Consider the following 16,339-nt stretch of genomic DNA (forward strand, 5'->3'; position numbering starts at 1 on the left):
GCTCCCGACCGCCCTGACAGCGCGTTACCGGCGCGTCTTGACGCGCGGCGGTGAGTAATCGGTCGTAGGCTGCCGATATGGGTGCCCGCAAGCAGGTCGACGCGCCACCCGCGGAGTTCACCGAGGCAGTCTCGCAGTTACGAGGTGCCCGGTTCCGGCCCGAGGTTTTCGTCGAGGAGATGCCCGCACCGCAGCGGATCGCACCGCATGCGGCGGCGGTCAGCGCCGACGTGACGGTCGACGGTGACGATGTCGCCACCGGCCGTCTGGTCATCCTCTACGACCCGGCCGGGAACGACGCCTGGCAGTCGACCTTCCGCTGTGTCGCGTACGTGCGCGCCGCCGTCGAACCGGAAATGGTGACCGACGCGCTGCTCGGCGGCGTGGGCTGGACCTGGCTGATGGAGGCTCTGGCGGACCGGGGTGCCGACTTCCTCGCCCCGAGCGGTACCGTCACCAGGGTGGTATCGGAAAGCTTCGGCGGCATGGCCGACGACGACGCGACGGCGGAGATCGAGATCCGCGCGTCCTGGAGCCCCGTGCCCGGCCCCGGTGGACTCGTGGACGTGACCCGGCACGCCGAGGCGTGGGGCGAGGTGCTGTGTACGGCGGCCGGACTGCCGCCCGTTCCGCCGGGCGTGGTCGCGATGCCGACCCGGCGCGGACAGCGGGGCCGATGAGCCCAGCCGAGACCCGACAGCCGTCCGTCCCGGACGACCCGACCGCACATCTGCCCCTCCTGGAGCTGAGGGACGGGCTCTCCGACGTCGTCGACACCGATTCCGCGCTGACCGGGACCATCGAGGCGTTCCGGTCCGGCAGCGGCCCGGTCGCCGTCGACGCCGAGCGCGCCTCCGGCTACCGGTACTCGCACCGTGCGTACCTCGTCCAGCTGCGCCGTGAGGGCGCCGGCTCCGCGCTCGTCGACCCGATCCCGTTCGGGGACCTGTCGGCGCTCGGCGACGCGATCGTCGACGCCGAGTGGATCATCCACGCCGCGAACCAGGACCTCGCCTGCCTGGCCGAGGTCGGGATGGTGCCGCGCAAGGTGTTCGACACCGAGCTGGCCGGCCGGCTGCTCGGGTACCCGAAGGTCGGGCTCGCCTCGCTCGTGAGCGAGGTGCTCGGCTACCGGATGCGCAAGGAGCACTCGGCCGCCGACTGGTCGACGCGGCCACTGCCGGCGCCCTGGCTGGTGTACGCCGCGCTGGATGTCGAGATGCTGATCGAGCTGCGGAACGCGATCGAGCAGGAGCTGCACCGGGAGGGCAAGTGGGATTGGGCGGCGCAGGAGTTCGCCGCGATCCTCGACGCCCCGCCGCGGGAGCCGAAGCCGGACCCGTGGCGCCGTACGTCCGGGATGCACCGGGTCCGGAACCGCCGCAGCCTGGCCGTGGTGCGGGCGCTGTGGGAGGCCCGGGACCAGATCGCCGAGTCCGCCGACATCTCCCCCGGCCGGGTGCTGCCGGACGCGGCGATCGTCGAGGCGGCGTCCGCGATGCCGACCGACCGGGACACGCTCCAGCGGCTGACCGCCTTCAAGGGCCGCGGCGCGCATCGTCACATGCGGACCTGGTGGGAGGCGGTCGACCACGCCCGCCGGCTCCCCGACTCCGAGCTCCCCAAGCAGGGCCCGCGGTACGACGGCCCGCCGCCGGCCCGCGCCTGGGCCGACCGCGACCCCGATGCGGCAGCGCGGTTGTCGGCGGCCCGCGCCGCGGTCGCCGAGATCGCCGAGGCGCACCGCCTCCCCACCGAGAACCTGCTCGCCCCGGACACGATCCGCCGCCTGGCCTGGTCCCCGCCCAAGGACGTGAACCTCGACGTCGTCACGACCTTCCTCCGCGACCACCACGCCCGCGCCTGGCAGATCGCCCTGACCGCGGAGGTCCTCACCGACGCAATGGCCTCCGAAGCCGCAACCCTCGACTAGCCACCCGGCCGAAACAGAAATCCCCGCCGCGGCCGCGCGGCGGGGATGCTGATGGGGTTCAGGCCGGGAGTTGTGCCTCGATGGCGGTGGTGATCTCGTCGGACTCCGGCTCGGTGCGGGGGCGGAAGCGGGCGGCTACGGTGCCCTCGGGGGTGAGGAGGAACTTCTCGAAGTTCCACTGGATGTCGCCGGCTTCGCCGTCGGCGTCGGGGGTCTGGGTGAGTTCGGTGTAGAGCGGGTGCCGGTGCTCGCCGTTCACCTCGAGCTTGTCCAGCAGCGGGAACGTGACGCCGTACGTCGTCGAGCAGAAGGTCTCGATCTCCTCGGCCGACCCGGGCTCCTGCCCGCCGAACTGGTTGCACGGAGCCCCGAGCACGGTGAAGCCGCGGGACGCGTACTTCTTCTGCAGGTTCTCCAGGCCCTCGTACTGCGGCGTCAGGCCGCACTTCGACGCCACGTTCACGACCAGCACGGCCTTGCCCTTGTAGTCGCCGAGCGAGGTCGGCGCACCGGACAGGGTGGTCAGCGGAATGTCGTACAGGCTCATGCTCATCCTTGGGAGGTTGGGAGGTGACGGGCAAGAAAGTCTTCGGTACGGCGCCAGGCCAGCGCGGACGCTCCGGCGTGGTGGAACATCGGCAGTGGGTTGTCGAACGCGTGACCGGCACCGTCGTACCGGTGGATCTCGACGTCGCCCAGCGCGGGCACGACCGCGTCGACGTCCAGGTACGCGTCGGCGTTGCCGAAGTGGTGCAGGCTCGCGGCGCGCACCTTTGGCACCAGGTCGAGCAAGCCGGGCAGGGCCGAGCCGTAGTAGCTGACCAGCACGTCCGGCGACGACACGGCGGCCACGTTGAAGCCCAGCCCGCCCCCGAAGCAGAAGCCGACGACCGCCGTACCCCGGCCGCGCGCCCGCAGGCGCTCCAGCACCGCGACCGAGTCCTCGACCGCCTGGTCCCAGTCGAGCCGACCGACGATACCCATCGCCCGCGGCAGCAGGTCCGGCGAGGACTCGTCCAGGTCGGTGTCGTCAAGGCGCCAGTAGACCTCGGGCGCCAGCACGTAGTACCCGAGGGCGTGCAGATCCGCCGCACGGTGCTTGATGTAGTCCGAAACGCCGAAGATCTCCTGCAGCAGCAGGACCCCAGGTGCTTCGGAATCGGCGGATCCCCACTCGTGGACCGGTATCTCCGACGTCACACTGTGAAGCGTACGACCTCAGGAGTAACCGGCTTCGGTGCGGGTGCCGGCATCCACGCCTTCGTCTCCGCGATCGCGTCGACGAGCAGCTTGTAGAGCCGGTCGTCCGGATCCTGCACGCAGGCCTGGGAGATGCCCTCGACCGCGCACGAGACCGCGCGGGGCGCCGTCCGGCGGGCGAAGTCCGGTGTCGCACGGCGCGCGCGGGCCGTGAAGGACCGGGCCCACTTGGTCGCCGACGGCACCGCCTCCAGGACGGCGCGCGAGTCCGGCTCGACGTCGTCGAGCGGCCTGCCGTCGAGTGCGGCGAGTTGCTTCTCCCCCACCAGCAGCGCGACGGCCAGGATGTACTGCCGCTCCTGCGAGACGACCGGCAGCGCGTGCTGGATGCAGCGTGCGGTCACCCGCGCCACGACATGCGGGTCGTCCGGTGTCAGCCCGATCACCGACGGGATCAGCGGCGCCAGGCGGGACCGCCCGGCGTCCGTGGTGCAGTCGTTGACGTCGCGTGCCACACCCGCCAGCAGCGGATGTGTGCACGACGGGTGGTCCGACCACGGCTCACCGGCCAGGTAGGACGCGAACTCCATGAAGCAGGCACCCTTGCGTGGGTTGCGATGTTTCCCCCGGCTCAGGACCGGCACGGACAGATCAAGATTGTTCATGGAACAACTCCAGTAACGCGGACCTTGACCACCAGCATGCGCTCATTCGCGCCGCATTTCCACGGGTCACGGCTCTGTGAGCGGGCCCACACGCGCGGCTACTTTGGCGGTTCTGTTACTCATGGGTAGCATCGGGGTAGCTTTCCCGACCCCCAGAGGAGGGCCCTCGTGCCCCGTGAGATCCGCGATGTCGTGTACGTCGACGGCGTTCGCACCCCGTTCGGCAAGGCCAAGGGCCAGTACGCCGAGACCCGCGCCGACGACCTGGTGATCAAGTGCATCCGGGAGCTGCTGCGGCGCAACCCGGGTCTCCCCCCGGAGCGGGTGGACGAGGTCGCGATCGCGGCCACCACCCAGATCGGCGACCAGGGCCTGACCATCGGCCGGACCGCCGCGCTGCTGGCCGGCCTGCCGAACACCACCCCCGGCTACGCCATCGACCGGATGTGCGCCGGCGCGATGACCGCCGTCACCACCACCGCCGCCGGCATCGCGTTCGGTGCGTACGACGTGGTCGTGGCCGGCGGTGTCGAGCACATGGGCCGGCACCCGATGGGCGAGGGCGTCGACCCGAACCCGCGGATCATCGCCGAGAAGCTCGTCGACACTTCCGCGCTGGTGATGGGCTCCACCGCCGAGAACCTGCACGACCGGTACCCGGGGATCTCCAAGGAGCGCGCCGACGCGTACGCCGTGGCGTCGCAGGAGAAGGCCGCCAAGGCCTACGCGAACGACCTGATCCAGCCGGACCTGGTGCCGGTCGCGACCCGGTCCGCCGAGCAGGGCTGGGGCTACGCCACCACCGACGAGCCGATGCGGCCGGGCACGACCGCCGAGGACCTCGCCGGGCTGAAGACCCCGTTCCGCCCGCACGGCCGGGTGACCGCGGGCAACTCCGCCGGTATCAACGACGGCGCGACCGCGTGTGTGCTGACGTCGGCCGAGGCGGCCGCGGAGCTCGGGCTGACCCCGAAGATGAAGCTGGTCTCGTACGCGTTCGCGGGTGTCGAGCCCGAGGTGATGGGCGAGGGCCCGATCCCGGCCACCGAGAAGGCGCTCCGGCTCGCCGGACTGACCATCGACGACATCCAGGCCTTCGAGGTCAACGAGGCGTTCGCGGTCCAGGTGCTGGCGTTCCTGGAGCACTACGGCATCGCCGACGACGACCCGCGGGTCAACCCGTACGGCGGCGCGATCGCCTTCGGGCACCCGCTGGCGTCGTCCGGGGTCCGGCTGATGAACCAGCTGGCCAAGCAGTTCGAGCAGCGCCCCGAGGTCCGCTACGGCCTCACCACCATGTGCGTCGGCCTCGGCATGGGCGGCACGGTCATCTGGGAGAACCCGAACTGGGAAGGTGCTGCGGCATGAGCTTGCAGGAACTGATCGACAGCGCGTCGGCGCTGTCCACCGACGAGGTCGTCACGCTGGCGCACTCGCGGGACGTCGTACTGCCGAACAAGGCCGGCACGATGGCGCTCATCACGCTGGACAACGGGCACGACCACACCAAGCCGAACACCTTCGGGCCCAAGGGCCTGGGGTCGTTGAACGCTGCCCTGGACGCGGCGCTGGCGCGGGACGAGATCGTCGCGATCGGTGTCACCGGCAAGCCGTTCATCCTGGCCGCGGGCGCCGACCTGACCGGCGTACCGAAGCTGACCGACCGGGAGCAGGCGCTCGCGCTCGGCAGGATCGGGCACGGCGTGATGCGGAAGCTGGTCGACGGCGGCAAGCCGTCGTTCGCGTTCGTGAACGGCGTCGCACTCGGCGGCGGGCTCGAGGTCGCACTGCACGCCACGTACCGGACCGTTTCGACGGCCGCCGGGATGCTGTCCACGCCGGAGGTCTTCCTCGGGCTGATCCCGGGCTGGGGCGGCAACTTCCTGCTGCCGAACCTGATCGGCGCGGACAACGCGGTGAAGGTCGTCGTCGAGAACGCCCTCAACCAGAACAAGATGCTCAGCGGGCCGGAGGCGGTGAAGCTCGGTATCGGCGACGTCCTGCTGGAGTCGGCGGACTTCCTCGAGCAGTCGCTGCTGTGGGCGTCGAACGTCCTCACCGGCGCTGTTGCCGTCGAGCGGCCCGCGGTCGACCGGGGCGACGCGTGGGACGCTGCCGTCGCCCGGGGCAAGGCCTTCGCCGACGTCAAGGTCAGTGGTGCGGCGCCGGCGCCGTACCGGGCGCTCGAGCTGATCGCGGCCGCTCGCGACAACGACCGGGACCGTGGGTTCGCGGCCGAGGACGAGGCGCTCGCCGACCTGATCATGAGCGAGGAGCTGCGCAGCGGGCTGTACGCGTTCGACCTGGTGAACAAGCGGGCCAAGCGGCCGGCCGGGGCGCCGGACAAGTCGCTGGCCCGTCCGGTGACGAAGGTCGGCGTGGTCGGCGCGGGTCTGATGGCGGGTCAGCTGGCGCTGCTGTTCGCGCGACGGCTCGAGGTTCCCGTCGTACTGACCGACCTCGACCAGGAGCGGGTGGACCGCGGCGTCGGGTACGTGCACGGTGAGATCGACAAGCTGCTCGCGAAGGGCCGGGTGCGCCCGGACAAGGCGAACCAGCTGAAGGCACTGGTCACCGGGTCGGTCGACCGGAGCGTGTTCGCGGACGCCGACTTCGTCATCGAGGCCGTGTTCGAGGAGCTGCAGCTGAAGAAGACGATCTTCGCCGACCTGGAGAAGATCGTCCGGCCGGACGCGATCCTGGCGACCAACACGTCGTCGTTGCCGGTGACCGAGATGGCCGCGGACCTGGAGCACCCGGAGCGGGTCGTCGGGTTCCACTTCTTCAACCCGGTGGCGGTCCTGCCGCTGCTGGAGATCATCCGCGCGGACAAGACCGACGACGCGTCGCTGGCGACGGCGTTCGCGGTCGGCAAGCAGCTGAAGAAGTCCTGTGTGCTGGTGAAGGACGCGCCGGCGTTCGTGGTGAACCGGCTGCTGACGCGGTTCCTCGGTGAGGTCAGCGCGGCGGTCGACGAAGGGACGCCGATCCTCGAGGCCGACAAGGCGCTGGGGTCGCTCGGGCTGCCGATGCCGCCGTTCGTCCTGCTGCAGCTGGTCGGGCTGCCGGTCGCGCTGCACGTCGCGGAGACGATGAACCGGGCGTACCCGGAGCGGTTCGCGGTATCGACGAACCTGGCCAAGGTCGTTGCCGCCGGCAAGAGCTCGTTCTACGTGTGGCCCGAGGGCAAGCCGGTCGTCGACCCAGAGGTCGAGGCGCTGGTGACCGTCGGCGACAAGCCGTCCACGCCCGACGAGCTGCGCACCCGGGTGCTGACCGCGCTCGCCGAGGAGATCAGGATCATGCTCGACGAGGGCGTGGTCGCCGAGGCCCAGGACATCGACCTGTGCCTGCTCCTCGGCGCCGGCTGGCCCTTCCACCTCGGCGGCATCACGCCGTGCCTGGACCGCACCGGCATCGCCGAGAAGGTCAACGGCACCCGCTTCCTCCCCCGCGGCGTCGCCGGCCTGTCCTAACCCGACCTGCTGGGGGGCGGTACGGAGCCGGAAGCCCGCTCCGTCCCCCAGCAGCACCAAACAATCGGCACAAGAGCAAGAACAGAACGGGCCTGCTCGTCGGTTCACGCTTGCTGCTGGGCGCGAACGGTTCCACGGTCCGGGCTGGTCGCCATGGTCGCCGACGGTGCGGTGCGGGGCCAGGTCCAGGCGTACCGCAGGATGAGGGCGAGAAGGATCAGTTCCAGCGCGACGCCGAGGCCGTAGAAGAACCGCCAGGACTCGCCCACCATGTTGAACGCCGTGACGGGGACGTAGAGCGAGGCCACGACGAGGTTCGCGATGCGGTTCACCCTGGCGGGCAGCGTCATCGACAGGACGACCATGAGGATCGGGATGGCCACCAGGGTCAGCGCCGTGGTCGAGAAGGTCTGCGAGAGGTCGAACTCGAAGACCCTGCCGTCGAGGATGTCTTCGATGACGCCGGGCGTGAAGAAGTTGAGAATGTCCACGTAGGCGTACAGGAACATGAAGCTTGTCCACGCTGCGGCGAGCTTGGCCCGCACTGGGATCGGCTGGTCTTCCAGGGTTGTGGTGGGTTGGCGTGTGCTCATCGTGGGCTCCGTATGTGGTGAGGATCGGTGCGTCCCACGATCGCTGAGCCCTGCCGCGGGCACATCGGCCCGGAGGCCGGAGGTCACCCGGCCGATGGCATGGTCCGTCTCTCGTCCTTTCGGTGGGTACGCCGCAGGGCGCCGATCTCCAGGCTGGAGCCGTGGACACTGTCCGGCGCTCCATCTGGCATGAGCCGCGCCCGGCTGACGCCCACCCATCGGTCGTCTCGACTGGCTGCTCGTGGGCGTGTTCGCGGCCGCCGCCTTGGTCGAGGGCATCATTCGGCCGGACTTGGCCCGGCGACCCCTTGTGACGGTGCTCGCCGTGGCGGTGATACCTGCCCTGATCGAGTGGAGCGTCGCCGGGCTGCTCTCGGTCTTCCAGCTGACTGCGCATGCCGGAGACCTCGGTCTCTACTCCATGATGGTGATCCTGCTCCACTCCCTGGTGCGCTGGGGCTCGGGACGGGAGATCGTCTTGGGGACAGCGTTCGTGACAGTCGTCGTCGCGCCCGGGATGTACGCCGCCTCCGCGAGCTGGGCCGACGTCTTCGGCGGGATCGTCCTCCTGCTGTTGTTCGTCGCCCTCGCGGCGGTGTTCCGCTACCGCGTGTTGGCCCGCCCCGTGGACGCCACGCTCTACCGCCTCGCGCAGGAGTCTGGGAGGTGGCCTACTCCTACGCGCAGACTGTCAGCGGCCCACCGAACCCGGCCGCGCACCCAACTCCCACTCTCGTTTTCTCTTTGTTCTGTCTTGCTCTTATGTCGTTCTTTTGTTTCTCGTTCTTACTCCCCGCATCTTTCCTCTCTTGCCGGCACCGGCGGGTCAGCCTTTGAATTTCTTGGCTGCGGCTGTTAGTTGGGCGGGGGTCATGCCGGTGTCTTTCTGGAGGGCTGGCTCGCCTTGGGTGGAGAGGTCGGCGTACAGGGTGGCGAGCTTCTTCTCGCCCAGTTTGTCGGCGAGGTATTCGACGATCCACCAGCTGCTGCCGTAGGCCAGGTCCGCGTCGCCGTCGAAGGTCGCCTCGTTGGGGAGGGTCTTCAGCTTCGGCAGGTACTTCGTCCGCACCCGCTTGCGGTACGGGTCGACCGACCAGTGCGGGTCGTCCTCGATCGAGCGGCAGCGGACGTACTCCGCCAGCCCTTCCACCGCCCAGATCGGCGTCTTCATCCCGAGAGTCGCCGTCGCCACGTGCGTCATCTCGTGCACGAGCAGGTCCTTGTCGAGCCGCTTGCGCAACGCCGGGTTGACCACGATCCGGCTGCCGATCGGCCGCCCGACGGGCTTGCCCATCTGCTCCCCCTCGAACAGCGTCACGGCCTTCGCGGCGATCGTCCAGCCGTCGCCGCTACCGGCTGTCCAGAGCGTCGACATCACCCGCACCTGCGGCATCGCGACGACCAGCACGGCGCCGTTCCACGGTCGCTTCCAGTGCCTGCGCACCGACTTCACGGCCTGGTCCGCGGCCTGCGCGACCTTCTTGCCGAGCGCCGCCTCACGTTTGTCCACGACCACGACGACCTTGCCGCGGCGGACGAGCTGGACCTCCTCGAAGTCCCACGGCTGCCGGTGCCCGGCCTCGGTCAGGTTCTCGTCGTACCCGCTGTCGTCGACCAGCACCCAGGCCCCGCCGCGCGGCACGAACGTGTACCCGAGGTCGGTCTGCACCGGCCGCGGGTCCAGCCCGCCGATCTGGTAGCGCATGATCACCCGCGTCGAGAACGCCGTCGGTCCGAACTTCTCGACCAGCGCGGGCGCGTCCGGGAGCGTGTCGGCGGTGAAGTACGCCAGCGTCGCGAACCCGAACTTCCGCAGGTTCGTGAACAGCAACCGCTGGCGCGCGACCAGCTCGGCCTGTTTCGGGTCGACCGCGGCCAGGAAGCCCTTCAGATCGCCTGTCCGCACGGCCGTGGCGCGTCGGGTGAGTACCGCGTCGACCGCCTTTTTCCGCGCGGCCTCCTGGGTCGAGCTGAGCTCGCCGGGCGTCTTGCTCGGAGTGCCGGCCTTCGCCAGGACCGCGCCGGCCGGGACGTCGCCGTCCAGCGCCCGGACGGCGACGACCGCGCCGGACGCGGTCAGCGCCAGCGCGGCAACGCCCGCGAACAGGCGTTTCGGGTGTTTCATCGGTGCCCCCCTCGGACAGTCGGCTGATCCTAGCCGACTGTCCGAGGGAGTTGTTCAGGCTTTCTGCACCTCACCGGTGCGCTGCTCCAGCCCGACCCGGCTCTTGCGGTAGCCGTAGGCGGCGTAGACCACGAAGCCGAGCACCATCCAGATCGCGAACCGCAGCCAGGTCTCCAGCGACAGGTTCAGCATCAGGTAGAGGCAGATCAGCGCCGCGAGGATCGGGATCACCGGGCTGCCCGGGACCCGGAACGAGCGCTGGATGTCGGGGCGGCTCCGGCGCAGCAGCGGCACCGCGATCGACACCAGGGTGAACGCGGCCAGCGTGCCGATGTTCACCATCTCCTCGAGCTTGCCGATCGGGGTCACCCCGGCCACGATCGCGACGACGACGCCGATGCCGATCGTCAGGCGGTACGGCGTACCCCACTTGGCGTGCGTCTTGCCGAGCTGCCGGGGCATCAGGTGGTCGCGGCTCATCGCGAACACGACGCGGGCGGCGCCGATCATCAGCGTCAGGACGACGGTGGTCAGACCGGCCACCGCACCGGCCGAGATCAGCGTCGCGAAACCGCCCCGGCCGACGGCCCGGAACGCCTCGGCGAGCGCGGCCTCACCGCTGATGTCGGTGTACTTCACCATGCCGGTGATCACGATGCAGACCAGCACGTACAGCACCGTGCAGATGGCCAGCGACCCGATGATGCCGCGGGGCAGGTCGCGCTGCGGGTTCCGCGCCTCCTCGGCGGTGGTCGCGACCACGTCGAACCCGATGAATGCGAAGAACACCAGCGACGCGCCCGACACCAGACCCATCACACCGAACGTCGACGGCGTGAACCCGAACAGCGCCTGGAACAGCGGCGTGGTGATCGTGACCTCGCCGCTCTCGGCCGGCACGCTCGGCGGGATGAACGGCGACAGGTTCGAGCCCTTGATGTAGAACAGTCCGGCGACGATCACGAACAGCACCACGAACAGCTTGATCGCGACCAGCACCAGGTTGACCCGCAGTGATTCCTTGATGCCGATCGTCGCGAGTGTCGCCAGCACCAGGACCAGCAAGATCGCCAGCACGTTGACGTTGCTGTCCGGCCCGATCGACGACGGCCAGCCCAACCCGATCTGGTCGAGGAACAAGGCGGCGTACGTCGACCAGCCCTGCGCCACGACGCTTGCCCCGAGCATCAACTCGAGCAGCAGGTCCCAGCCGATGATCCAGGCGAAGATCTCACCGAGGGAGAAGTACGAGAACGTGTACGCCGATCCCGACACCGGCACGGTGGACGAGAACTCCGCGTAGCACAGCGCGGCCAGCGCGCAGCAGACCGCGGCCAGCACGAAGGACAGTGCGATGCCCGGTCCGGCGTACAGTTTGGCCGCGCGGCCGGTCAGGGTGAAGATGCCGGCGCCGATGATGACACCGATGCCGAAGACGGTCAGGTCGACCGCGGTGAGGCGTTTCTTGAGCTGGTACTCCGGCTCGTCGGTATCGGCGATCGACTGCTCGATCGTCTTCTTCCGGACAAGACTCATCTGCGCCTCCTCGAGATGGACGGAACCATCCGAGACTGCTCCTCTGACACCGCGAGGTCAAACCGCCACTCAGCGTTGTGGCTCGTATGTTGTCAGCGACGTCCACAGCGTCGCCTCGGTGAGTCCGGTGCGGCTCAGCAGGATGCGGTCGCGGGCGGCCTGGTCGGTGCCGTTGCGCGCCATGTCCTCGTACAGTTCCTCGACCTTGGCTAGACCGATCCGCCCGACCAGGTAGCGGACCGCCAGCCAGCTCACGCCGTACACGTCGGCGGAGTTCTGGTAGAAGCCGGCGTCGCTGGGCAGCGAGCTCAGCTGCGGCAGCGCCTCGTCGACGACCTCCTGCTCCCACTTGCCGACCTCGCCGGCGCCGCTGACCGCCTCGATACCGCTCCAGGAGACGTACTCCGCTGCGCCCTCGGCCAGCCACAGCGGTTCGTACCCGCCGAGATCCGCGGTCGCGACGTGGGTGATCTCGTGCGACAGCAGGATCTCGTCGACGCGGTCGCGTTCGTTCGGGTTGATCACGATGTACCCGCCGGCGACCGTACCGTCGGCGGTCTCCTGGCCGGGCAGCGACGAGAACGTCGTACCGGTGCTGGCCGCGGACTCGATGTCCTCGTCGGCGAACCTGGCGTCGCGGACCTCGGTCTCGTCGAGCGCGATCACGAACACCGAGCCGCTCCACCGCAGCGGCCAGTACGCCGCCACCTCGCCGAGGCCCTCGGTCGCCTCGGCGACGATCGCCCGGCCGCGCTCCGTGTCGCCCTTCTCGACGACCACCAGGACGCGTGCCCCGCGCTGGACCTCGATCCGGCCGAGGTCCCAGGCCTCCCGGTGCGCGCCCGGCCCGAGGTCGGCGTCGAGCTCGTCGTCGGCGGTGATCAGCCAGCGGCCGCCGCGGGCGACGAACGTGTAGCCGAGCTCGGTCGTGACCGGCGTGAAGTCGACCTTGGGGATCTGGTAGCGCATCAGGATCCGGACCAGGTACGTCGTACTGCCGTGGGCCTTGAGCACCGACGGGTTGAACCGCTCCTCCGCCTGGCTGTAGCCGATCTCGGTGAAGCCCATCTCGACCAGGTTCGCGAACAGGATCTTCTGCTCGGCGCGGAGCTTCTTGTTGGCCGGGTCGACATCGGCCAGGAACAGGGCCTCGTTGCCGGCCTGCACAGCTTGCGCGCGGCGCAGCAGGATGGTGTCGACGGCGACCCGGCGGGCGGCGACCGCTGCGGCGACCCGGGACGGCTTGGTGGACTTCGGCGGCGCCGGGGTCGCGATGCGGGTGGCGGTGACCCGGTCGCGGGCGTCCTGCTCGCGCTGTTCAACGGTGTACACGACGCCGCCCGACACCAGGGCAACCGCCACCAGCAGACCCAGCCAGCGGCGGGGTCCTGGCGGACCGGACTTGGGCGTCGTCGCACTCACTTCGGGTCGTTCCCTCCGAGTACCCGGGTGGTCGCAGCCGGGCTACCCTACTCGACCGCCGCCGGTTACGCTGCCGCGGCAGCCTTCAAGGCGCGGAAAAGTCCCGCCTCGGTCATCCCGACGTGCTCCAGCATGATCCGGTCGCGGTCCTTCTGGGTCGACCCGAGCGCGGCCAGTTCGCGGTACAGCGTGCCGACCTCGACGCCGCCGAACCGGGTGAACAGATAGTCCAGCGCCAGCCAAGACAACGGGTACGAGCTGTCGGCCCGGGCGAAGAACGTGTCGTCGGTCGGCAGGCTCTTCGCCTTCGCGAGGTACTTCGTCCGCACGTCCTGCTTGTACTCCGGGATCGCCAGGTTCTTCTGCCCGTCCATCGGCAGGAACTCGACGTACGTCGCGGCGCCCTCGACCATCCAGCGCGGCGCATACGGGCCGTACGGCGCGGTGGCGACGTGGGTGAACTCGTGGGCCAGCGTGCGGGCGTCCACCTTGGCGCGGTTGTGCGGGTTCACCACGACGTACGAGTCGGCGCGCTGCCCCTCGCCGGTCACCTCGCCGGGCAGCGTGCGGTACACCCAGGTGGCCATCGCCAGCGCGTCCTCGGCGTTCTTCGGCTGCGTGTAGTCGGCGCCCCGGACGATCTTGTCGTCGAGCGCGATCACCACGCCCGAGCCGTTCCAGCCGCCGGGCCAGTTCTTCGAGACGGCCTGCACGGCGCTGCCCGACATCGCGACCAGCTTGTCCGCGAGGGCCTGCTGGCCCTTCTCGACGACCACGAGGACGCGGGCCGCACGCTTGACCAGGATCGGGCCGAAGTCCCACGCCTCCTGGTGCGAGCCGCGGGGCAGGCGCTGGTCCAGGTCGGAGTCCGAGACGAGCACCCAAGCGCCGTTCGCCCGCTGGGTGAACGTGTAGCCGAGCATCGCGCGCACCGGGACCAGGTCGATGGCGCGGATCTGGTAGGTCATCGCGACGGCGACCAGGTACGTCGACGGGCCGTACTTCTGCGCGATGCTGTCGTCGTACTGCTGGGCGAGCTGCTGGTACGTGAGCTTCGCGAAGCCGAACTCGCGAAGGTTCGCGAACAGTGTGCGCTGGCTCGCCACGAGGCGCTTGTCGCCGGGATCGACGTCGGCGACGAACGCCTGCTCGTTGCCGGTCAGCACGGCCTGCGAACGGCGCTTCAGGACCGCGTCGACGGCCGCTGCCCGCGCGGCCTGGTCGACCGTGGGCGTGCTGGTGGCCGAGTCCGCGGTGCCGTCGCCGTCCTGGCTCGATCGGTGCAAGGCAAGGCCGCCGGCCACCGCGACCGCCACCAGGACGAGCGACAGCAACAGCGGCCAGGCCCGCGATCGGCGGCGCGTGGCGGCGTGTCTGCTGTGCCGCCCTGGCTCGGCCATGGTCCGTTAGGCGTTACCCGGACGGCCGCCGGCCGGATCCGGCTCGTTGAGCGCGTGGCCGTGCTGCCGCGTGAGCTGCTCGGTGATCTCCCGGGCCACTTCCTGGCCGGTGAGCCCGATCTCCTGCAGTACGGCGGCCCGCTTGGCGTGGTCGAGGAACTGCTGCGGGATGCCGAAGTCACGCAGCGGGGTCTGGACTCCCCCGTCGCGCAGCGCCTGGGCGATCATCGTCCCGCAGCCGCCGGCGCGGCCGTTGTCCTCGATCGTGGCGACCAGCTCGAAGTCCTCGGCCAGCTCGACCAGCTCCGGCGGCACCGGCTTCACCCAGCGCGGGTCGACCACGGTCACCCCGAAGCCGTGCGCCTCGAGCCGCTGCGCCACGTCCATCGCGGTCGCGGCCATGGCGCCGATCCCGACCAGCAGCACGTCCTTGGCGGTGTTGCGGCCGGTGCGGCTCAGGACGTCGAGCTGCCCGATCTTGTCGATCGCCTCGATGTCCGGGAACACCTCGCCCTTCGCGTACCGCAGGACGGTCGGGGCGTCGTCGACGTCGACGGCCTCGTTGAGGAGCTCCTGGACGCGCTTGCCGTCACGCGGCGCGGCCAGCCGCAGGCCGGGGACGACCTGCAGGATCGACATGTCCCACATGCCGTTGTGGCTCGCGCCGTCGTCACCGGTGACACCGGCCCGGTCGAGCACGAACGTGACACCGCACTTGTGCAGCGCGACGTCGAGCAGCAGCTGGTCGAACGCCCGGTTCAGGAAGGTCGCGTACAGACCGACGACCGGGTGCAGGCCGCCCATCGCCAGGCCGGCCGCGCTGGTCACCGCGTGCTGCTCGGCGATGCCGACGTCGAACGTGCGGTCCGGGAACTCGTCGGCGAACGCCGCCAGACCGGTCGGGTGCAGCATCGCGGCGGTGATCGCGACCACGTCCGGGCGGCGGTGGCCGATCTTCACCAGCTCGTCGGAGAACACGTCGGTCCAGCCGCGCGGCTTGTTCGCCGGGCGGATCTGGTGGAAGTTGTCCTCCTCGTCCTGCTCGGCGGCGGCGTACCCGTAGCCCTTCTTGGTGACCGCGTGCACGATCACCGGGCCGCCGAAGGACTTGGCGTTGCGCAGCGCGTCCTCGAGCGCCTGCCGGTCGTGCCCGTCGACGGGGCCGACGTACTTCAGGCCGAGGTCCTCGAACATGCCCTGCGGGGCCAGCAGGTCCTTCAGGCCCTTCTTGACGCCGTGCAGCACCTCGTACATGGGAGGGCCGACGTACGGCGTGCGGCCGAGGTTCTTCTTGATCAGGTCGAGGACCTTCTCGTACCGCGGGTTAGTGCGCAGGCTGGTCAGGTGCGTCGCCAGGCCGCCGACGGTCGGGCTGTACGACCGGCCGTTGTCGTTGACGATGATGACGAGCTTCAGGTCCTTGGCGGCGGCGATGTTGTTCAGCGCCTCCCAGGCCATCCCGCCGGTCAGGCCGCCGTCGCCGATCAGCGCCACGACGTACCGGTCCTCCTTGCGCAGGCGGTACGCCTTGGCGAGGCCGTCGGCGTACGAGAGGGCGGTCGAGGCGTGGCTGTTCTCGACCACGTCGTGCTCGGACTCGGCGTGGCTCGGATACCCGGACAGGCCGCCCTGCTGACGCAGCGTGCCGAACTCGCCGGCGCGGCCGGTGAGCAGCTTGTGCACATACGTCTGGTGGCCGGTGTCGTAGACCAGGCGGTCCCGCGGCGAGTCGAACACGCGGTGCATCGCCAGCGTGATCTCGACCATGCCGAGGTTCGGGCCGAGGTGACCGCCGGTCCGGGACACGGTCTCGACCAGCACGTCCCGGATCTCCGCCGCCAGATCAGTCAACTGCTGTCCGGTCAGCTTCTTCAGGTCGGCCGGCCCTCCCAGCGTCTCCAGCACGCGCATCGAGCTCCTCCCGCAGGTCGTCCTCGAATGCTTGAGTCTATGCACCCCGCGCCCGGAATCCGAACTCGGCAACCGCGT

14 protein-coding genes are annotated in these 16,339 nt (G+C 69.9%); 5 read left to right on the forward strand and 9 right to left on the reverse strand.

Going from position 1 to position 16,339, the window contains the following annotated elements:
* Positions 1–77: 77 nt before the first annotated feature.
* Complete coding sequence (locus ABZW60_RS21790; RefSeq protein ID WP_355479474.1) at positions 78–680, forward strand: DUF3000 domain-containing protein; 603 nt, start codon at positions 78–80, stop codon at positions 678–680.
* Positions 677–1,933, forward strand: coding sequence for an HRDC domain-containing protein (locus tag ABZW60_RS21795; protein ID WP_355479476.1), 1,257 nt, complete (start codon positions 677–679; stop codon positions 1,931–1,933). Before ABZW60_RS21790 ends, ABZW60_RS21795 begins: the two co-directional genes overlap by 4 nt.
* A gap of 58 nt (positions 1,934–1,991) precedes the next feature.
* On the opposite strand, the gene ABZW60_RS21800 is transcribed toward ABZW60_RS21795, so the two are convergent.
* Genes ABZW60_RS21800 through ABZW60_RS21810 form a run of 3 tightly spaced genes read right to left on the reverse strand, consistent with a single transcriptional unit; the run spans position 1,992 to position 3,723 of the window.
* On the reverse strand, positions 1,992–2,480 hold the full coding sequence (locus ABZW60_RS21800) for a glutathione peroxidase (RefSeq protein ID WP_355480488.1): 489 nt from the start codon (positions 2,478–2,480) through the stop codon (positions 1,992–1,994).
* Between the two features lie 2 nt (positions 2,481–2,482).
* Positions 2,483–3,133, reverse strand: a complete 651-nt coding sequence (locus ABZW60_RS21805) for a dienelactone hydrolase family protein (protein WP_355479477.1) — start codon at positions 3,131–3,133, stop codon at positions 2,483–2,485.
* On the reverse strand, positions 3,130–3,723 hold the full coding sequence (locus ABZW60_RS21810) for a hypothetical protein (RefSeq protein WP_355479478.1): 594 nt from the start codon (positions 3,721–3,723) through the stop codon (positions 3,130–3,132). Before ABZW60_RS21810 ends, ABZW60_RS21805 begins: the two co-directional genes overlap by 4 nt.
* Positions 3,724–3,966: 243 nt before the next feature.
* Between ABZW60_RS21810 and ABZW60_RS21815 the strand changes: the two genes are divergently transcribed.
* Positions 3,967–5,166 (forward strand): acetyl-CoA C-acyltransferase, encoded by a 1,200-nt coding sequence (locus ABZW60_RS21815; protein WP_355479479.1) that lies wholly within the window; start codon positions 3,967–3,969, stop codon positions 5,164–5,166.
* Positions 5,163–7,274 carry a 3-hydroxyacyl-CoA dehydrogenase NAD-binding domain-containing protein gene (locus tag ABZW60_RS21820; RefSeq protein WP_355479481.1) on the forward strand — a complete coding sequence of 704 codons (2,112 nt, stop codon included), beginning with the start codon at positions 5,163–5,165 and terminating at the stop codon, positions 7,272–7,274. The genes ABZW60_RS21815 and ABZW60_RS21820 overlap by 4 nt, the downstream gene beginning before the upstream one ends.
* Positions 7,275–7,378: 104 nt before the next feature.
* Here ABZW60_RS21820 and ABZW60_RS21825 read toward each other — a convergent pair whose 3' ends face one another.
* Entirely contained in the window at positions 7,379–7,867 is a 489-nt protein-coding gene (locus ABZW60_RS21825) for a DUF6326 family protein (RefSeq protein WP_355479482.1), read from the reverse strand.
* 241 nt (positions 7,868–8,108) lie between these two features.
* Between ABZW60_RS21825 and ABZW60_RS21830 the strand changes: the two genes are divergently transcribed.
* A complete protein-coding gene (locus tag ABZW60_RS21830) occupies positions 8,109–8,726 on the forward strand; it encodes a hypothetical protein (protein WP_355479483.1) in 618 nt (205 codons plus the stop codon).
* Here ABZW60_RS21830 and ABZW60_RS21835 read toward each other — a convergent pair.
* The 5 genes from ABZW60_RS21835 to dxs form a co-directional block, all read right to left on the reverse strand.
* Positions 8,694–9,992, reverse strand: coding sequence for a hypothetical protein (locus ABZW60_RS21835; RefSeq protein ID WP_355479485.1), 1,299 nt, complete (start codon positions 9,990–9,992; stop codon positions 8,694–8,696). The two genes, ABZW60_RS21830 and ABZW60_RS21835, sit on opposite strands and share 33 nt — an antisense overlap.
* Positions 9,993–10,046: 54 nt before the next feature.
* A complete protein-coding gene (locus ABZW60_RS21840) occupies positions 10,047–11,528 on the reverse strand; it encodes an amino acid permease (RefSeq protein WP_355479486.1) in 1,482 nt (493 codons plus the stop codon).
* 69 nt (positions 11,529–11,597) lie between these two features.
* Entirely contained in the window at positions 11,598–12,950 is a 1,353-nt protein-coding gene (locus ABZW60_RS21845; RefSeq protein WP_355479488.1) for a hypothetical protein, read from the reverse strand.
* A gap of 65 nt (positions 12,951–13,015) precedes the next feature.
* Entirely contained in the window at positions 13,016–14,350 is a 1,335-nt protein-coding gene (locus ABZW60_RS21850) for a hypothetical protein (RefSeq protein WP_355479490.1), read from the reverse strand.
* Positions 14,351–14,356: 6 nt separating this feature from the next.
* Entirely contained in the window at positions 14,357–16,261 is a 1,905-nt protein-coding gene (gene dxs / locus ABZW60_RS21855) for a 1-deoxy-D-xylulose-5-phosphate synthase (protein WP_355479492.1), read from the reverse strand.
* Positions 16,262–16,339 lie beyond the last annotated feature (78 nt).

It is taken from the genome of Kribbella sp. NPDC003557 (genome assembly GCF_040610805.1).
Taxonomy (GTDB): Bacteria; Actinomycetota; Actinomycetes; order Propionibacteriales; family Kribbellaceae; genus Kribbella.